Source organism: Buttiauxella sp. AC038, from assembly GCF_979253565.1.
Genome location: NZ_CEEDCQ010000001.1, coordinates 1 through 17,341, shown reverse-complemented (window position 1 = coordinate 17,341; position 17,341 = coordinate 1). Strand labels below are relative to the sequence as shown.

At 49.3% G+C, this 17,341-nt stretch carries 12 protein-coding genes, 3 rRNA genes and 1 pseudogene; 10 read left to right on the top strand and 6 right to left on the bottom strand.

Going from position 1 to position 17,341, the window contains the following annotated elements; all coding sequences use genetic code 11:
- Positions 1 to 326 precede the first annotated feature (326 nt).
- From AC0IXI_RS00080 to rrf, 3 genes are all read left to right on the top strand, one after another.
- Positions 327 to 1,866: ribosomal RNA gene (locus tag AC0IXI_RS00080) — 16S ribosomal RNA — on the top strand.
- 244 nt (positions 1,867 to 2,110) lie between these two features.
- Positions 2,111 to 5,018, top strand: a 23S ribosomal RNA gene (locus AC0IXI_RS00075).
- A 111-nt stretch (positions 5,019 to 5,129) separates the two neighbouring features.
- A 5S ribosomal RNA gene (rrf, locus tag AC0IXI_RS00070) occupies positions 5,130 to 5,245 on the top strand.
- The 16S, 23S and 5S rRNA genes sit together here, the layout of an rRNA operon.
- Positions 5,246 to 5,346: 101 nt before the next feature.
- Here the strand turns inward: rrf and mobB are convergent.
- Together mobB and mobA are read right to left on the bottom strand one after the other, a co-directional pair.
- Positions 5,347 to 5,850, bottom strand: coding sequence for a molybdopterin-guanine dinucleotide biosynthesis protein MobB (gene mobB / locus AC0IXI_RS00065; protein WP_424221681.1), 504 nt, complete (start codon positions 5,848 to 5,850; stop codon positions 5,347 to 5,349).
- Complete coding sequence (gene mobA, locus AC0IXI_RS00060) at positions 5,851 to 6,432, bottom strand: molybdenum cofactor guanylyltransferase MobA (protein WP_134187716.1); 582 nt, start codon at positions 6,430 to 6,432, stop codon at positions 5,851 to 5,853.
- A gap of 72 nt (positions 6,433 to 6,504) precedes the next feature.
- On the opposite strand from mobA, the gene AC0IXI_RS00055 reads away from it, so the two are divergent.
- The 3 genes from AC0IXI_RS00055 (at position 6,505) to dsbA (ending at position 8,489) form a co-directional block, all read left to right on the top strand.
- A complete protein-coding gene (locus tag AC0IXI_RS00055) occupies positions 6,505 to 6,774 on the top strand; it encodes a YihD family protein (RefSeq protein WP_034461496.1) in 270 nt (89 codons plus the stop codon).
- 76 nt (positions 6,775 to 6,850) lie between these two features.
- Entirely contained in the window at positions 6,851 to 7,837 is a 987-nt protein-coding gene (locus AC0IXI_RS00050) for a serine/threonine protein kinase (RefSeq protein ID WP_471681782.1), read from the top strand.
- A gap of 28 nt (positions 7,838 to 7,865) precedes the next feature.
- On the top strand, positions 7,866 to 8,489 hold the full coding sequence (gene dsbA / locus AC0IXI_RS00045; protein ID WP_134187730.1) for a thiol:disulfide interchange protein DsbA: 624 nt from the start codon (positions 7,866 to 7,868) through the stop codon (positions 8,487 to 8,489).
- Between the two features lie 31 nt (positions 8,490 to 8,520).
- On the opposite strand, the pseudogene AC0IXI_RS00040 reads toward dsbA, so the two are convergent.
- Positions 8,521 to 8,986: pseudogene (locus tag AC0IXI_RS00040) on the bottom strand (hypothetical protein).
- A gap of 369 nt (positions 8,987 to 9,355) precedes the next feature.
- On the opposite strand from AC0IXI_RS00040, the gene polA reads away from it, so the two are divergent.
- The gene (gene polA / locus AC0IXI_RS00035) at positions 9,356 to 12,148 is read left to right on the top strand and encodes a DNA polymerase I (protein WP_471681781.1); all 2,793 of its coding nucleotides are present in this window, start codon (positions 9,356 to 9,358) and stop codon (positions 12,146 to 12,148) included.
- 153 nt (positions 12,149 to 12,301) lie between these two features.
- Positions 12,302 to 12,349, top strand: coding sequence for a small protein SpfP (spfP, locus tag AC0IXI_RS00030; protein ID WP_071892919.1), 48 nt, complete (start codon positions 12,302 to 12,304; stop codon positions 12,347 to 12,349).
- Between the two features lie 96 nt (positions 12,350 to 12,445).
- On the opposite strand, the gene yihA is transcribed toward spfP, so the two are convergent.
- On the bottom strand, positions 12,446 to 13,102 hold the full coding sequence (yihA, locus tag AC0IXI_RS00025) for a ribosome biogenesis GTP-binding protein YihA/YsxC (RefSeq protein ID WP_064515122.1): 657 nt from the start codon (positions 13,100 to 13,102) through the stop codon (positions 12,446 to 12,448).
- 587 nt (positions 13,103 to 13,689) lie between these two features.
- Here yihA and yihI point away from each other — a divergent pair.
- Both yihI and hemN read left to right on the top strand, forming a co-directional pair.
- Complete coding sequence (gene yihI / locus AC0IXI_RS00020; RefSeq protein ID WP_064561467.1) at positions 13,690 to 14,211, top strand: Der GTPase-activating protein YihI; 522 nt, start codon at positions 13,690 to 13,692, stop codon at positions 14,209 to 14,211.
- Between the two features lie 149 nt (positions 14,212 to 14,360).
- Positions 14,361 to 15,734: an oxygen-independent coproporphyrinogen III oxidase gene (gene hemN / locus AC0IXI_RS00015; RefSeq protein WP_413499601.1), complete on the top strand. Its 1,374-nt coding sequence runs from the start codon at positions 14,361 to 14,363 to the stop codon at positions 15,732 to 15,734.
- A gap of 106 nt (positions 15,735 to 15,840) precedes the next feature.
- On the opposite strand, the gene glnG is transcribed toward hemN, so the two are convergent.
- Entirely contained in the window at positions 15,841 to 17,250 is a 1,410-nt protein-coding gene (gene glnG, locus AC0IXI_RS00010) for a nitrogen regulation protein NR(I) (RefSeq protein ID WP_064514955.1), read from the bottom strand.
- A gap of 8 nt (positions 17,251 to 17,258) precedes the next feature.
- Positions 17,259 to 17,341: hypothetical protein (locus AC0IXI_RS00005; protein WP_471683185.1), on the bottom strand; the 83-nt coding region annotated here is incomplete at its 5' end.

Below are 17,341 nucleotides of genomic sequence, written 5' to 3'. Positions count from 1 at the left end.
TATACTGCGCCTCCACTGACACGGCACAACGGCTTACAAACCGGCTTGTCAGCCAGACGAAAAGCGAAAATAAACGCTTGACTCTGAAAGAGGAAAGCGTAATATACGCCACCTCGAGTTAGCAAGCGAAAGCGCCTAACTCACTGCTCTTTAACAATTTATCAGACAATCTGTGTGGGCACTCGCAGGATTGATATCTCAGATACCTCCGGGTATCAAAAAAATATCAAGTCTTGAAGAGTGACCAAGCAGTAATTCATTTAGTTGAATTATTACGAAAGTTAATTTTTGAGCACCGCTTCACGAGTTGAAGCAAATCAAGCTTTTAATTGAAGAGTTTGATCATGGCTCAGATTGAACGCTGGCGGCAGGCCTAACACATGCAAGTCGAGCGGTAGCACAGGGAGCTTGCTCCTGGGTGACGAGCGGCGGACGGGTGAGTAATGTCTGGGAAACTGCCTGATGGAGGGGGATAACTACTGGAAACGGTAGCTAATACCGCATAACGTCTTCGGACCAAAGAGGGGGACCTTCGGGCCTCTTGCCATCAGATGTGCCCAGATGGGATTAGCTAGTAGGTGAGGTAATGGCTCACCTAGGCGACGATCCCTAGCTGGTCTGAGAGGATGACCAGCCACACTGGAACTGAGACACGGTCCAGACTCCTACGGGAGGCAGCAGTGGGGAATATTGCACAATGGGCGCAAGCCTGATGCAGCCATGCCGCGTGTATGAAGAAGGCCTTCGGGTTGTAAAGTACTTTCAGCGAGGAGGAAGGCATTGTGGTTAATAACCGCAGTGATTGACGTTACTCGCAGAAGAAGCACCGGCTAACTCCGTGCCAGCAGCCGCGGTAATACGGAGGGTGCAAGCGTTAATCGGAATTACTGGGCGTAAAGCGCACGCAGGCGGTTTGTCAAGTCGGATGTGAAATCCCCGGGCTCAACCTGGGAACTGCATTCGAAACTGGCAAGCTAGAGTCTTGTAGAGGGGGGTAGAATTCCAGGTGTAGCGGTGAAATGCGTAGAGATCTGGAGGAATACCGGTGGCGAAGGCGGCCCCCTGGACAAAGACTGACGCTCAGGTGCGAAAGCGTGGGGAGCAAACAGGATTAGATACCCTGGTAGTCCACGCCGTAAACGATGTCGACTTGGAGGTTGTTCCCTTGAGGAGTGGCTTCCGGAGCTAACGCGTTAAGTCGACCGCCTGGGGAGTACGGCCGCAAGGTTAAAACTCAAATGAATTGACGGGGGCCCGCACAAGCGGTGGAGCATGTGGTTTAATTCGATGCAACGCGAAGAACCTTACCTACTCTTGACATCCACAGAATTCGGCAGAGATGCCTTAGTGCCTTCGGGAACTGTGAGACAGGTGCTGCATGGCTGTCGTCAGCTCGTGTTGTGAAATGTTGGGTTAAGTCCCGCAACGAGCGCAACCCTTATCCTTTGTTGCCAGCGGTTCGGCCGGGAACTCAAAGGAGACTGCCAGTGATAAACTGGAGGAAGGTGGGGATGACGTCAAGTCATCATGGCCCTTACGAGTAGGGCTACACACGTGCTACAATGGCGCATACAAAGAGAAGCGACCTCGCGAGAGCAAGCGGACCTCATAAAGTGCGTCGTAGTCCGGATCGGAGTCTGCAACTCGACTCCGTGAAGTCGGAATCGCTAGTAATCGTAGATCAGAATGCTACGGTGAATACGTTCCCGGGCCTTGTACACACCGCCCGTCACACCATGGGAGTGGGTTGCAAAAGAAGTAGGTAGCTTAACCTTCGGGAGGGCGCTTACCACTTTGTGATTCATGACTGGGGTGAAGTCGTAACAAGGTAACCGTAGGGGAACCTGCGGTTGGATCACCTCCTTACCTAAAAGATACAAACCCGCGTAGTGCTCACACAGATTGTCTGATGAATGTAATGAAATACTTCCAAGTGTGCTGGTAACAGTATGCTGCGAAGTATTTGCTCTTTAAAAATCCGGAACAAGCTGAAAATTGAAACGACACACTGTTTCCTTTCTCCGTAATAAGAAAGGAATAGAAGTGTGTTCGAGTCTCTCAAATTTTCACAACATACGAGTGTGTCTTACGAGACATCTTCGGGTTGTGAGGTTAAGCGACTAAGCGTACACGGTGGATGCCCTGGCAGTCAGAGGCGATGAAGGACGTGCTAATCTGCGATAAGCGTCGGTAAGGTGATATGAACCGTTATAACCGACGATTTCCGAATGGGGAAACCCAGTGCAATTCGTTGCACTATCGTTAAGTGAATACATAGCTTAACGAAGCGAACCGAGGGAACTGAAACATCTAAGTACCTCGAGGAAAAGAAATCAACCGAGATTCCCCCAGTAGCGGCGAGCGAACGGGGAACAGCCCAGAGTCTGAATCAGTTTGTGCATTAGTGGAAGCGTCTGGAAAGTCGCAGGGTACAGGGTGATACTCCCGTACACAAAAATGCACTTGCTGTGAACTCGAAGAGTAGGGCGGGACACGTGGTATCCTGTCTGAATATGGGGGGACCATCCTCCAAGGCTAAATACTCCTGACTGACCGATAGCGAACAAGTACCGTGAGGGAAAGGCGAAAAGAACCCCGGCGAGGGGAGTGAAACAGAACCTGAAACCGTGTACGTACAAGCAGTGGGAGCCTCTTTTATGGGGTGACTGCGTACCTTTTGTATAATGGGTCAGCGACTTATATTCTGTAGCAAGGTTAACCGTATAGGGGAGCCGCAGGGAAACCGAGTCTTAACTGGGCGTTAAGTTGCAGGGTATAGACCCGAAACCCGGTGATCTAGCCATGGGCAGGTTGAAGGTTGGGTAACACTAACTGGAGGACCGAACCGACTAATGTTGAAAAATTAGCGGATGACTTGTGGCTGGGGGTGAAAGGCCAATCAAACCGGGAGATAGCTGGTTCTCCCCGAAAGCTATTTAGGTAGCGCCTCGTGAACTCATCTTCGGGGGTAGAGCACTGTTTCGGCTAGGGGGCCATCCCGGCTTACCAACCCGATGCAAACTACGAATACCGAAGAATGTTATCACGGGAGACACACGGCGGGTGCTAACGTCCGTCGTGAAGAGGGAAACAACCCAGACCGCCAGCTAAGGTCCCAAAGTCATGGTTAAGTGGGAAACGATGTGGGAAGGCACAGACAGCCAGGATGTTGGCTTAGAAGCAGCCATCATTTAAAGAAAGCGTAATAGCTCACTGGTCGAGTCGGCCTGCGCGGAAGATGTAACGGGGCTAAACCATGCACCGAAGCTGCGGCAGCGACGCTTATGCGTTGTTGGGTAGGGGAGCGTTCTGTAAGCCGTCGAAGCTTACCTGTGAGGGTAGGTGGAGGTATCAGAAGTGCGAATGCTGACATAAGTAACGATAAAGCGGGTGAAAAACCCGCTCGCCGGAAGACCAAGGGTTCCTGTCCAACGTTAATCGGGGCAGGGTGAGTCGACCCCTAAGGCGAGGCCGAAAGGCGTAGTCGATGGGAAACAGGTTAATATTCCTGTACTCGGTGTGACTGCGAAGGGGGGACGGAGAGGGCTATGTTAGCCGGGCGACGGTTGTCCCGGTTTAAGCATGTAGGCGGAGAGTTTAGGTAAATCCGGACTCTTATCTAACGCTGAGGTGTGATGACGAGGCACTACGGTGCTGAAGTAACAAATGCCGCACTTCCAGGAAAAGCCTCTAAGCATCAGGTCACATCAAATCGTACCCCAAACCGACACAGGTGGTCAGGTAGAGAATACCAAGGCGCTTGAGAGAACTCGGGTGAAGGAACTAGGCAAAATGGTGCCGTAACTTCGGGAGAAGGCACGCTGTCGGTAGGTGAAGTCCCTCGCGGATGGAGCTGAAGGCAGTCGAAGATACCAGCTGGCTGCAACTGTTTATTAAAAACACAGCACTGTGCAAACACGAAAGTGGACGTATACGGTGTGACGCCTGCCCGGTGCCGGAAGGTTAATTGATGGGGTTAAGCGCAAGCTGAAGCTCTTGATCGAAGCCCCGGTAAACGGCGGCCGTAACTATAACGGTCCTAAGGTAGCGAAATTCCTTGTCGGGTAAGTTCCGACCTGCACGAATGGCGTAATGATGGCCAGGCTGTCTCCACCCGAGACTCAGTGAAATTGAAATCGCTGTGAAGATGCAGTGTACCCGCGGCAAGACGGAAAGACCCCGTGAACCTTTACTATAGCTTGACACTGAACACTGGTCCTTGATGTGTAGGATAGGTGGGAGGCTTTGAAGCGAGGACGCCAGTTCTTGTGGAGCCAACCTTGAAATACCACCCTTTAATGGCTGGTGTTCTAACGTAGACCCGTAATCCGGGTTGCGGACAGTGTCTGGTGGGTAGTTTGACTGGGGCGGTCTCCTCCTAAAGCGTAACGGAGGAGCACGAAGGTTAGCTAATCACGGTCGGACATCGTGAGGTTAGTGCAAAGGCATAAGCTAGCTTGACTGCGAGAGTGACGGCTCGAGCAGGTGCGAAAGCAGGTCTTAGTGATCCGGTGGTTCTGAATGGAAGGGCCATCGCTCAACGGATAAAAGGTACTCCGGGGATAACAGGCTGATACCGCCCAAGAGTTCATATCGACGGCGGTGTTTGGCACCTCGATGTCGGCTCATCACATCCTGGGGCTGAAGTAGGTCCCAAGGGTATGGCTGTTCGCCATTTAAAGTGGTACGCGAGCTGGGTTTAGAACGTCGTGAGACAGTTCGGTCCCTATCTGCCGTGGGCGCTGGAGAATTGAGGGGGCTGCTCCTAGTACGAGAGGACCGGAGTGGACGCATCACTGGTGTTCGGGTTGTCATGCCAATGGCATTGCCCGGTAGCTAAATGCGGAAAAGATAAGCGCTGAAAGCATCTAAGCGCGAAACTTGCCCCGAGATGAATTCTCCCTGGGAACTTGATTCCCCTGAAGGAACGTTGAAGACTACGACGTTGATAGGCTGGGTGTGTAAGCGTAGCGATACGTTGAGCTAACCAGTACTAATGATCCGTGAGGCTTAACCTTACAACACCGAAGGTGTTTTGGTTGAGAGACTAAGCATTTGATTTTCAGCTTGAACCGAGATTTTAAGTCGATGGTTATGTGAAAGCATGACGGTTGATGAAACAGAATATGCCTGGCGGCACTAGCGCGGTGGTCCCACCTGACCCCATGCCGAACTCAGAAGTGAAACGCCGTAGCGCCGATGGTAGTGTGGGGTCTCCCCATGCGAGAGTAGGGAACTGCCAGGCTCCAAATAAACAAACAAGCCTCATGCGAAAGCATGGGGCTTTTTTGTTTTATGCGATTTATGAAATTCCTGCCTACTTTTCTCAGTTTGTTTCTTAGATTTCTATTTTTTCAACCAGTTAACGATGAAATCAGCGACTTGTTCCGGGTGATTAATGTCCAGGATAGGGAGTAATGTGTGCAGATTTACATCACTGGCGATGGCAATGACATGGCTATCGATCGCTAAATCGCCAGCATTCAGAGAAGTACCCTCTCTATAAAGCAGTATCTTGGGTACTGATTCATGCTTAAAACCCTCGACCAGTATCACATCCAGTGATGATTCATCCATTCGGCTGGCAAGGTAGTAAAGATCTAACTGGTTCTCATCAGGTGTTTCAGTCATGAGTGCCCAGCGCTTTTGGCTCGCAACAATGGTTTGCGCCGCTCCAGCCTTGCGTAGTTCATAACTATCTTTTCCAGGCTTATCTACGTCCATATCGTGATGCGTATGTTTAATCAGCCCAGGACGAATACCTCGTTCATTCAATAAAGGAATTACTCGCTTCAACAGCGTGGTTTTCCCCGTCCCACTACAAGCAGCAAACGCTAACAATGGCAGCATCTATTGTTTCTCCCATTGCATAAGATCTTCAGGTGTATTTACGTTGATGAAGTTTTGTATCTGCTTCGCAAACAGTATGGGTTTCCCTCCGACTTCACGCAGAAAAATCATCACTCTGCGCTCGCCAGCAGCCAAATATTGCTCAAGATCTGTGACTAACTTACGGTGTATAAGCGCAATGGTTGGATGGTCTCGCTCGCCATCGTTCACCCATACTGCATTGGATTCACCTTTTTGCATCCACAGTTTGTATGCCAGATTGTCCGGGATATTAGGCGTATCGCAAGGACAGAACAGAAACCATTCACCAATCAGATGCTGCATTGCAGACAAGATTCCAGCCAGCGGCCCTGGATAATCAGGGAGCGTATCACTTAGGACATTAACCCCAAAAGACTGATATATTTCAATATTTCTGTTAGCACTGATCACCACATTACCCACCTGAGGTGCTAGCTTACTCATGACGTGTTCAAACAGTGGCCGGCCATTAAGGTTTATGAGTCCCTTATCCTGACCGCCCATCCTTGTTGCTTTTCCACCGGCCAACACCACACCAGTAACTTCTGTTAAACATCTCACCTATATCGCCTCTTTTAATGTGGGTTTGAGCCTGCTAACGTGTGACATCTCTCATGTGAATGGAGCACAATCATGAAATGTAAACGCCTTAACGAACTGCTCGAGCTACTTCAGCCCGCATGGCAGAAAGAGCCGGATCTCAACTTGATTCAATTTTTGCAGAAACTCAGCAAAGAGTCAGGTTATACCGGTGAATTAACCGATCTCACTGATGATGTGCTTATCTATCATCTGAAAATGCGTGATTCTTCGAAAGATGCTGTTATTCCTGGTATTCAGAAAGACTACGAAGAAGATTTTAAGACAGCATTACTGCGTGCTCGCGGCGTAATTAAAGAGTAAAAGCTTGTAAGCCAGCCCACCTAAATGGCTGCGAAATGTTATCCTCAACTATTCGCATTTACAGTTGGTTGGCTGGATGACAGACAGCGCTTTCAATTTCCAAACACTACATCCGGATACCATCATGGATGCCCTTTTCGAACAGGGTTTACGGGTGGATTCCGGCTTGACGCCATTAAACAGTTTTGAGAACCGCGTCTATCAGTTTCAGGATGAGGATCGTAAACGTTATGTGGTGAAGTTTTATCGCCCTCATCGCTGGTCCCCAGAGCAAATAGAAGAAGAGCATCAGTTTGCATTAGAATTACAAGCTGATGAGGTTCCGCTAGCCGCACCGCTGCATTTCAACGGCCAGACATTGCTGCGCCATCAAGGCTTTATGTACGCCGTGTTTCCCAGCTTAGGTGGGAGACAATACGAAACAGATAATCTCGATCAAATGGAATGGGTTGGCCGTTATCTTGGCCGTATCCATCAAACTGGGCGACGCAAGCTCTTTGCAGCGCGTCCTGACATAGGTTTGAGTGAATATTTGTTTGAGCCACGCGCACTGTTTGAGCATACGCCTCTCATTCCATCAGCCCTGAAGCAAAATTTCCTTAAAGCGACAGATGCTCTAATCGAGGAAGTTAAGCTTCACTGGCATTCTGATTTCCAACCATTGCGTCTACATGGTGACTGCCATCCTGGGAACATTCTCTGGCGCGACGGCCCTTTGTTCGTCGATCTCGATGATGCCCGCAATGGCCCGGCAATTCAGGATATCTGGATGCTGCTTAATGGCGATAAAGCTGAGCAGAGAATGCAGTTGGAAATGATTATTGAGGCATATGAAGAGTTTGCCCCCTTTAATTCAGATGAAATTTCGCTCATAGAACCTTTACGAGCGATGCGTATGGTCTATTATCTCGCGTGGATAATTCGACGCTGGGATGATCCTGCTTTCCCCAGAAATTTTCCGTGGCTTACCGACGAAGATTACTGGAGAACACAAACTGCGACTTTTACAGAGCAGGTTCGGGTTCTACGTGAACCACCACTAACATTAACGCCAATGTATTAATCAGTATTTATTCAGGAGAGATTTGATGATGAAAAAGATTTGGCTGGCGCTGGCGGGGATGGTCCTGGCATTTAGCGTGTCTGCAGCGCAGTTCACTGACGGCAAAGAGTTCGTGACTCTGGAAAAACCTGTTGCTGGTGAGCCACAGGTTTTAGAGTTCTTCTCTTTCTACTGCCCGCATTGCTACCAGTTTGAAGAAGTGCTTCATGTTTCTGATACCGTGAAGAAAAAACTCCCAGAAGGCACCAAAATGACTAAATACCATGTTGAGTTCCTCGGCCCATTGGGCAAGGATCTGACTCAGGCATGGGCTGTTGCATTGGCACTGGGCGTGGAAGATAAAATCACCGCTCCAATGTTTGAAGCTGTTCAGAAAACCCAATCTGTTCAAAACGTTGCGGACATCCGTAAAGTGTTCATTGATGCTGGCATTAAAGCAGAAGAATACGATGCGGCATGGAACAGCTTTGTGGTGAAATCTCTGGTTGCTCAACAAGAGAAAGCAGCAGCTGACCTGCAATTGCAGGGTGTCCCGGCTATTTTCGTCAATGGTAAATACCAACTGAATCCACAAGGAATGGACACCAGCAATATGGACGTATTCGTCCAGCAGTATGCTGATGTGGCCAAGTTCCTGGTTGAGAAAAAGTAATTAAAAAAGCCGGTCATTGACCGGCTTTCTTCTATTGTTTGATACTCGTAAGTAAAGCGTCTTTCTCATGCCACACCGCATTCAGCCATTGCTGGAAGCGTCGTTTAAATCCTTTGTCATTCACATAGTCTCCATGCAGATCCTCTGCAATCGGCACAAGCGAAACTCTCACTACGATCCGTGTCATTTTGCCGGTTAACATATCGTAGAACGGGCTTTGCGCGTTTTCAGGATAGCAGAGCGTCACATTGAGCAGCTTGTCGAACTGTTTCCCTAAACATTGAGCGCCAGATGACGGGAACGGGTAATAGCAGCTTAATGATGCCGGCGATAATAATGGGTACTGAGCAGGCAATAGTTACCAGAATGGTAAGAGCGACACTCAGAATCAACGTTATTGCGGCGAATAATCTCGTCATAAGTAAATTTTTCAGTTGGTTAGAGAGTGTCAGTTGTTGGGGAAAGGATAATAAGGGGGAAATTTTATTAGAAAACATTAGTCGGTGATGAAACTAAAACTGCTCATTAAAGAACAGTGTGTGATGAGGTTCCGATATTATTGCGCTAAGACATAGTTATTTTTTATATCCACATTTATAGATCATTCGTGAAATCGCCTCTCAATGAATAGACAAAACATAAAGACATGATAAATAAAGGTATTTATTGGGGTTTGGATTTCTTTTGTATTAAGTAATCAATTGCTTAAAGAATTATGCACAAACTTATCCACAGTATTGATCTTGAGGGCGATCTCGAAGATCAACAAAACTTTTCACCTTATCTGCCTCAAAAGTTCATGTTTTCAGCCAGGCTATGGCATCCTTTAGCCATAAACTAAAAAACCAGTCACGGAACGGAACATTATGGTTCAGATTGCGCAAAACCCACTTATCCTCGTTGATGGCTCATCTTATCTCTATCGTGCATATCACGCCTTTCCACCGCTGACCAATAGCAAAGGTGAACCGACCGGGGCAATGTACGGTGTGTTGAACATGCTGCGCAGTCTGTTGTTGCAGTATCAACCGACGCATGCCGCTGTGGTGTTTGATGCTAAAGGCAAAACCTTCCGTGACGAGCTGTTTGAGCATTACAAATCTCACCGCCCGCCAATGCCTGACGATCTGCGTGCTCAAATTGAGCCACTCCATGCAATGGTTAAAGCTATGGGCTTGCCGCTGCTGGCTGTTTCAGGCGTGGAAGCCGATGACGTTATTGGTACTCTGGCACTTGAGGCGGAACGTGTTGGCCGCCCTGTGCTGATTAGTACCGGCGATAAAGACATGGCGCAACTGGTTACGCCGGGTGTCACGCTCATCAATACCATGACGAATACCATTCTTGGCCCGGATGAAGTCCGTACCAAATATGGCGTTCCTCCAGAACTTATCATCGATTTCCTGGCATTAATGGGCGACTCCTCAGATAACATCCCTGGTGTGCCAGGTGTGGGTGAGAAAACCGCACAGGCGCTGCTGCAAGGTTTAGGAGGTCTGGACACGCTGTATGCCAACCCTGAGAAAATTGCAGAATTGACGTTCCGTGGTGCGAAGACCATGGCCGCGAAGCTTGAGCAAAGCAAAGACCTTGCTTACCTCTCCTATAAGCTGGCCACCATCAAAACAGATGTGGAGCTTGAGCTGGGCTGCGAACAGTTAGAAGTCCAGCAGCCGGCAGATGAAGAGCTTCTCGACTTGTTCAAACGATATGAATTTAAACGCTGGATCACGGACGTCGAAGCCGGCAAGTGGATGCAAGCTAAGGGTGCAAAACCTGCGGCACAATCCACGAAAACGGTAGAGATTGAAGCCGAGGTTGAACCGGAAGAGCCAGCTAATGCACTCTCGCATGACAACTACGTCACCATTCTTGAAGAAAGCGTCCTTGAGGAGTGGATTGCCCGCCTGAAGAAAGCGCCGGTTATTGCCTTTGATACGGAAACAGACAGTTTAGATAACGTCAGTGCGAACCTGGTGGGCCTCTCATTTGCTACTGAACCCGGAGTTGCCTGCTACATCCCCGTTGCGCATGACTATATTGGTGCTCCGGTGCAGATCCCACGTGAGCGTGCCCTTGAACTGCTGAAGCCATTGCTTGAGGACGAAAGCGTTCTTAAAGTTGGGCAGAACCTCAAGTATGACCGTGGCATTATGCAGAACTACGGTATCGAACTGCGTGGTATCGCGTTCGACACCATGCTCGAGTCCTACATTCTTGATAGCGTCGCGGGCCGCCATGATATGGACAGTTTGTCTTCTCGCTGGTTGAAGCACACAACCATCACTTTTGAAGAGATTGCCGGCAAGGGTAAAAAGCAGCTGACCTTTAACCAAATAGATCTGGAACAGGCGGGGCGTTACGCCGCAGAAGATGCGGATGTTACGTTGCAGCTGCACCTGAAAATGTGGCCGAAACTTGAGCAGCGCGAAGGGCCATTGAGCATCTTTAAAAACATTGAGATGCCGCTGGTGCCTGTGCTTTCACGCATTGAACGTAATGGCGTGAAGATTGATCCGGCTGTGCTGCACACACATTCTGAGCAGCTCACCAAACGTCTTGCTGAACTGGAAATCACGGCTCATGAAATCGCGGGCGAAGCCTTTAATCTGGCTTCTCCTAAGCAGCTGCAAACTATTCTGTTTGAAAAGCAGGGCATTAAGCCGCTGAAGAAAACCCCGGGTGGCGCACCGTCAACTTCTGAGGAAGTGCTGGAAGAACTGGCTCTGGATTACCCACTGCCTAAAGTTATTCTTGAGCACCGTGGCCTGGCAAAACTGAAATCGACTTACACCGATAAATTGCCACTGATGATTAACCCGAAAACCGGGCGCGTGCATACCTCTTATCATCAGGCTGTAGCGGCAACCGGCCGTCTTTCTTCCACAGAACCGAACCTGCAAAACATTCCGGTGCGTAATGAAGAAGGGCGTCGTATTCGCCAGGCTTTTATTGCGCCAAAAGATTACCTGATCGTTTCTGCCGACTATTCGCAAATCGAATTGCGCATCATGGCACATTTATCCCGCGACAAAGGGCTGCTCACTGCTTTTGCCGAAGGCAAAGATATTCACCGTGCGACAGCCGCAGAAGTGTTTGGGCTGCCATTGGATAGTGTTTCAGGCGAACAGCGCCGCAGCGCTAAGGCCATCAACTTTGGCCTGATTTACGGTATGAGTGCGTTTGGTTTGTCACGCCAACTCAACATCCCACGTAAAGAGTCGCAGAAATATATGGATCTTTATTTCGAACGCTACCCGGGCGTGCTGGAGTATATGGAACGCACCCGTACTCAGGCGAAAGATAAAGGCTATGTCGAAACGCTGGATGGCCGTCGCCTGTATTTACCGGACATCAATTCCAGCAATGCAGCCCGCCGTGCCGGAGCTGAACGTGCGGCGATCAATGCCCCGATGCAAGGAACTGCGGCTGATATTATTAAACGAGCAATGATTGCGGTTGATGCCTGGCTGGAAGCAGAAAAGCCACGTGTAAAAATGATCATGCAGGTACACGATGAACTGGTGTTTGAAGTTCATCAGGACGATCTGGAAGCGGTATCGAAGAAAATCCACGAACTGATGGAAGGCAGTATGACGCTAGATGTGCCATTGCTGGTGGAAGTCGGAAGTGGCGTAAATTGGGATGAAGCTCACTAAATAAAGCGATTTATGTAACTAAGCAACATAACTCATAGCTTTTTGTGATGACGCTTCAATATCGGAGTGTAAAGGGTGAAAAAAAACTACAAAAAATGCTTTTTCAACCGAATAAAAAGGAGTAGAGTTATTTGCGTAGGGTACAGAGGTAAGATGTTCTATCTTTCAGACCTTTTACTTCACGTAATCGGATTTGGCTGAATATTTTAGCCGCCCCAGTCAGTAATGACTGGGGCGTTTTTTATTGCGCGCAAGTCAGGAAAATAAGGAAAAGCACGGGCGAACCCATGCCTCTTTTTATTCGCCAGCTGTTTCGTCGTCTTCTTCTACATCATCTTCTTCGGTCGCTGGCGGGATATCGTTATACCAACCATCAAGCTTATGACGCAGTACATCGACACCGATCTTTTTCAGTGACGAAAACGCTTCTACCTGAATATCACCGCCAAAATCTACCACCGCTTCGCGCACCATTTTCAGCTGTGCTTTACGCGCGCCAGACGCCAGTTTATCGGCCTTGGTTAACAGCAGCATCACTGGAATGCCGCTCGCAACAGCCCAGTTAATCATTTGCTGATCAAGGTCTTTCAGTGGATGACGGATATCCATCAGCACGACTAAACCCTTCAGGCTATTACGTTTTTGCAGATACTCGCCAAGCGCGCGCTGCCATTTCAGTTTTACTTCTTCCGGTACTTCGGCGTAGCCATAGCCCGGTAAATCCACCACACGTAAGCCTTCAGCCACTTCAAACAGGTTGATGAGCTGCGTACGGCCAGGTGTTTTACTGGTACGCGCCAGGGCTTTCTGGTTGGTCAGCGTATTTAATGCGCTGGATTTCCCTGCGTTGGAGCGGCCTGCGAAAGCAACCTCAATACCGGTATCAGAAGGTAAATGGCGAATGTCCGGTGCGCTAAGCACGAAGTGGGTCAGCTGGTAATTCCAGTTTTTCAAAACGGTTGTCTCCCTCAGGATGAGCATTGTGGAGGATTATACCTGAACATGGGGAAAACGCCGTGTTTCTCGGGCAAGGCTTACAGGATTACAGAAATACGCCCTTGGTTTGTAAGACATTGACCATTCATAATGACAGACAACGCAGTGTTGTTAGATGCAGACATAATTAAAAGAATATATATAACAATGCATTAGATGTTATTCGATGGATTACATTAATAACTTAACCCAATTAGTCGTCTTGTAGAATCAAAGGGTAAGAGTAAAGTAAGCGGCACAGGCAAAGGAGAGCCACCAAGGATAGCAACTCAGGATGAGGGTTCAGGATCGTCAGGATGGCGAAGAACCAGGAAAATGCCAGGAGGCAACGTCTGGAGACGTTTAAAAAGGACAAGGATTTACACGGAAGTTGTTTGCAAGGGAAAGACAGGGCGTCGAGTGCAAACAGGGATTGTGTGACTTATGAAGGGTCCAAAGACAAGAAAAAGGCGACAGGTTAACCTGCCGCCTTTTTTCTTTGCTTGCTTTCTGCTAGATTCCGCCGCAATTCTATACTGAATAAAAATGGCTCAAGATAATTTATTATGAAGCAACAAAACTCAGCAGCACCTGGCTCTAAACCTTCAAAAGCACGTCGCAAAACACGTGAAGAGATCGATCGTGAAGCACGTGACCGTAAGCGTGAGAAAAAACGCAGCGGGCACGCAGCGGGTAGCCGTTCAACCGGTGGCACGCAGGAAAAAAGTGGAAGTGGCAGCTCACAGGCTAAAGATCCGCGCATTGGCAGCAAAAAACCAATCGCCCTGGGCGTAACTGAAGTCCAGGTCAAAAAACCTAAACAGCACAAACCTAAAGTCGAGAAACCTATGCTAACACCACAGGCTGAACTGGATTTGCTGGAGAACGATGAGCGCCTGGATGCGCTGTTAGAGCGTCTTGAAGAAGGTGAAACACTCAACGCAGAAGAGCAGGCTTGGGTTAACGCTAAGCTTGATCGCATCGATGCGCTGATGGCTGAACTCGGCATCGCCTATGAAGATGACGAAGATGAAGAAGAAAAAGAGAAAGGCGATGATTTGATGCGTCTGCTCAAAGGCACCGACTAACGGTAAATCTCAATGGGATTACCTGTTCTTTGCGTGGTTATTCCTCTGGTGTGTTATCTGCTGTGGTTATTCGTTAAACTACGGCGGTTGTCGCGATTGCAAAAATCGTTGCGCCGTCAACGAATGCGGCATCACCGGAGGGAGTAAGCATGTCTGAGCAGTTAATTGATTGGGATCTGGCCCTGATCCAGAAATATAATTATTCAGGGCCGCGTTATACCTCTTATCCTACCGCGCTGGAGTTCTCAGAAGGCTTCGGCGAGGCGGCATTTCTTGAAGCGGTTGCTCGTTATCCTGAGCGCCCGCTTTCGCTATACGTCCATATTCCGTTCTGCCACAAGCTTTGCTACTTCTGTGGCTGCAATAAAATCGTGACTCGCCAGACGCATAAGGCCGATCAGTACCTCGATGCCCTGGAGCAAGAGATTGCCCACCGTGCACCGCTCTTTAAGGGCCGTCACGTCAGTCAACTGCATTGGGGCGGCGGTACACCCACTTACCTCAGTAAAACGCAGATAAGCCGTCTGATGGGGCTTCTACGGGGTCATTTCAGTTTCAACGAAGATGCTGAACTCTCTATTGAAATTGATCCGCGTGAAATTGAACTCGATGTGCTGGACCATTTGCGTCAGGAAGGGTTTACCCGCCTGAGTATGGGGGTGCAGGATTTCAACAAAGAAGTGCAGCGCCTGGTTAACCGTGAGCAAGATGAAGAGTTTATCTTTGCGCTGATTCAACGTGCGCGTGAACTCGGTTTCACCTCGACCAATATCGACTTGATTTACGGCCTACCAAAACAGACGCCAGAAAGTTTTGCCTTCACGCTCAAGCGTGTTGCAGAACTGAGCCCGCATCGGTTAAGCGTTTTTAACTATGCGCACTTACCGACTCTGTTTGCCGCACAACGTAAAATCAAAGATGCAGACTTACCCAGCGCTCAGCAAAAACTCGATATTCTGCAAGAAACTATCGGCTCGCTGACCCATGCCGGATACCAGTTTATTGGTATGGACCACTTCGCCCGGCCAGATGACGAACTGGCGATCGCGCAGCGTGAAGGGAAATTGCATCGTAATTTCCAGGGCTATACCACGCAGGGCGATACAGATTTGCTTGGGATGGGCGTTTCTGCCATCAGCATGATTGGCGATTGCTATGCGCAGAACCAGAAAGAGCTTAAAACCTACTATCAACAGGTTGATCAGCAAGGCGATGCGCTGTGGCGAGGTCTGGCGCTAACCCGTGATGACTGCATTCGCCGTGACGTGATCAAGGCGCTTATCTGTAATTTCCAGCTTAGCTTTGTGGAAATCGAGCAGCTTTGGGATTTGGATTTTGCACAGTACTTCGCAGAAGACCTGAAATTGCTGTCACCACTGGCGAAAGATGGGCTGGTGGATATCGACGGAAAACACATTCAGGTGACGGCAAAAGGTCGCCTGCTAATCCGTAATATCTGCATGTGTTTTGATAGTTACTTGCGTCAGAAGGCGCGGTTGCAGCAGTTCTCTCGCGTTATCTGATCTGTGTCGGATGTCGCTTCGCTAATCCGACCTACACGATCCGTAGGGGGATTAGCGAAGCGACATCCACCAGAAAGAGCCAGATGGTGCTGACTTATCCCTTTTTTTACTCCATTCCCAACTCTTTCAATTTACGCGTCAGGGTATTTCGCCCCCAGCCAAGTAAACGAGCCGCTTCCTGCTTGTGCCCCTGCGTATGTCGCAGTGCTGTTGTTAGCAATGTACGCTCCATTTCAGGCTGAGCTTCAGAGAGTAAGTTCTGATGACCGGAACGTAATGCGCGGTCCGCCCATTGCGCCAGAAGTGTTGCCCAACTGTCTGACTGAGAATGCGCTGGGCTATCGGGAATGGTTGTCTCGAACAGCTCAGCAGGCAAATCCTGAATCAACACTTCCTGGCCCGCAGCCATCACGGTTAACCAACGACAGGTGTTTTCCAGTTGGCGCACGTTTCCAGGCCAGGCAAGGCGCGTTAACGCATTTTCTGTTTCCGGGTGCAGCAATTTCGCTTCCACGCCCAGTTCTTTGGCCGCATCTTGCAAGAAGTGGCGAGCCAGACGCGGAATATCTTCGCGGCGTTCACGCAGCGGTGGCAAATGCACGCGAATAACGTTCAGGCGATGGAATAAATCCTCACGGAATTTCCCTTCCTGCACGCGCAACTCAAGGTTCTGGTGGGTCGCGGCAATGATTCGCACATCGACTTTTACCGGTGCGTAACCGCCAACGCGATAAAACTGACCATCAGCGAGTACGCGCAACAAGCGAGTCTGCACATCCAACGGCATATCACCGATTTCATCGAGGAAAAGTGTGCCACCGTCGGCTTGCTCAAAACGGCCCTGGCGAATTTGATTCGCACCGGTAAACGCGCCTTTCTCGTGACCAAACAGCTCAGACTCAATCAAATCCTTCGGGATTGCGGCCATGTTCAGCGCAATAAAAGGTGATTTCACTCGTGGGCTATGGCGATGCAGAGCGTGTGCAACCAACTCTTTACCGGTACCAGACTCACCGTTAATCAACACACTTATTGATGAACGGGAGAGGCGGCCAATAATGCGAAATACATCCTGCATAGCTGGCGCTTCACCAATAATATCGGTGGTTGGCCCATTAACCTGCACATTGCGCGGTTGCTGCTGTTCCTGATAGTGGCTGATAGCGCGCTCAACAAGTGCCACCGCTTCATCAATATCAAATGGTTTTGGCAGGTAATCAAAAGCGCCTTGCTGATAAGCACTCACCGCTGCTTCAAGATCTGAATGAGCGGTCATTATGATGACCGGCAACATCGGGTGGCGCTGTTTAATCTGCTTTAGCAGTGCCAGACCATCCATGCCTGGCATGCGGATATCAGATAACAATACGTCCGGGGTCTTGGTTGCGAGAGCGTTCAGAACTTCATTGCCGCTCTCAAATGTGGTGCAGCTTAAACCAGCCCCAGTCAGTGCACGTTCCAGCACCCAACGGATGGAGCTATCATCATCAACGACCCAGACTATCCCTCGTTGCATAAAGACCTCTACTTACGAATAGGCAGGTAAACCGAAAACTCGGTATGACCAGGCCAACTGTTAAATTCGATTTTCCCCGAATGCTGATCGA

What these genes read in the sequence shown, in the direction of transcription:
- yihI (WP_064561467.1), top strand. Translation starts at nt 13,690, where the DNA reads ATGAAGCAACAAAACTCAGCAGCACCTGGCTCTAAACCTTCAAAAGCA.
- polA (WP_471681781.1), top strand. Translation starts at nt 9,356, where the DNA reads ATGGTTCAGATTGCGCAAAACCCACTTATCCTCGTTGATGGCTCATCT.
- AC0IXI_RS00055 (WP_034461496.1), top strand. Translation starts at nt 6,505, where the DNA reads ATGAAATGTAAACGCCTTAACGAACTGCTCGAGCTACTTCAGCCCGCA.
- AC0IXI_RS00050 (WP_471681782.1), top strand. Translation starts at nt 6,851, where the DNA reads ATGACAGACAGCGCTTTCAATTTCCAAACACTACATCCGGATACCATC.
- dsbA (WP_134187730.1), top strand. Translation starts at nt 7,866, where the DNA reads ATGAAAAAGATTTGGCTGGCGCTGGCGGGGATGGTCCTGGCATTTAGC.
- hemN (WP_413499601.1), top strand. Translation starts at nt 14,361, where the DNA reads ATGTCTGAGCAGTTAATTGATTGGGATCTGGCCCTGATCCAGAAATAT.
- glnG (WP_064514955.1), bottom strand. Translation starts at nt 17,250, where the DNA reads ATGCAACGAGGGATAGTCTGGGTCGTTGATGATGATAGCTCCATCCGT.
- mobB (WP_424221681.1), bottom strand. Translation starts at nt 5,850, where the DNA reads ATGCTGCCATTGTTAGCGTTTGCTGCTTGTAGTGGGACGGGGAAAACC.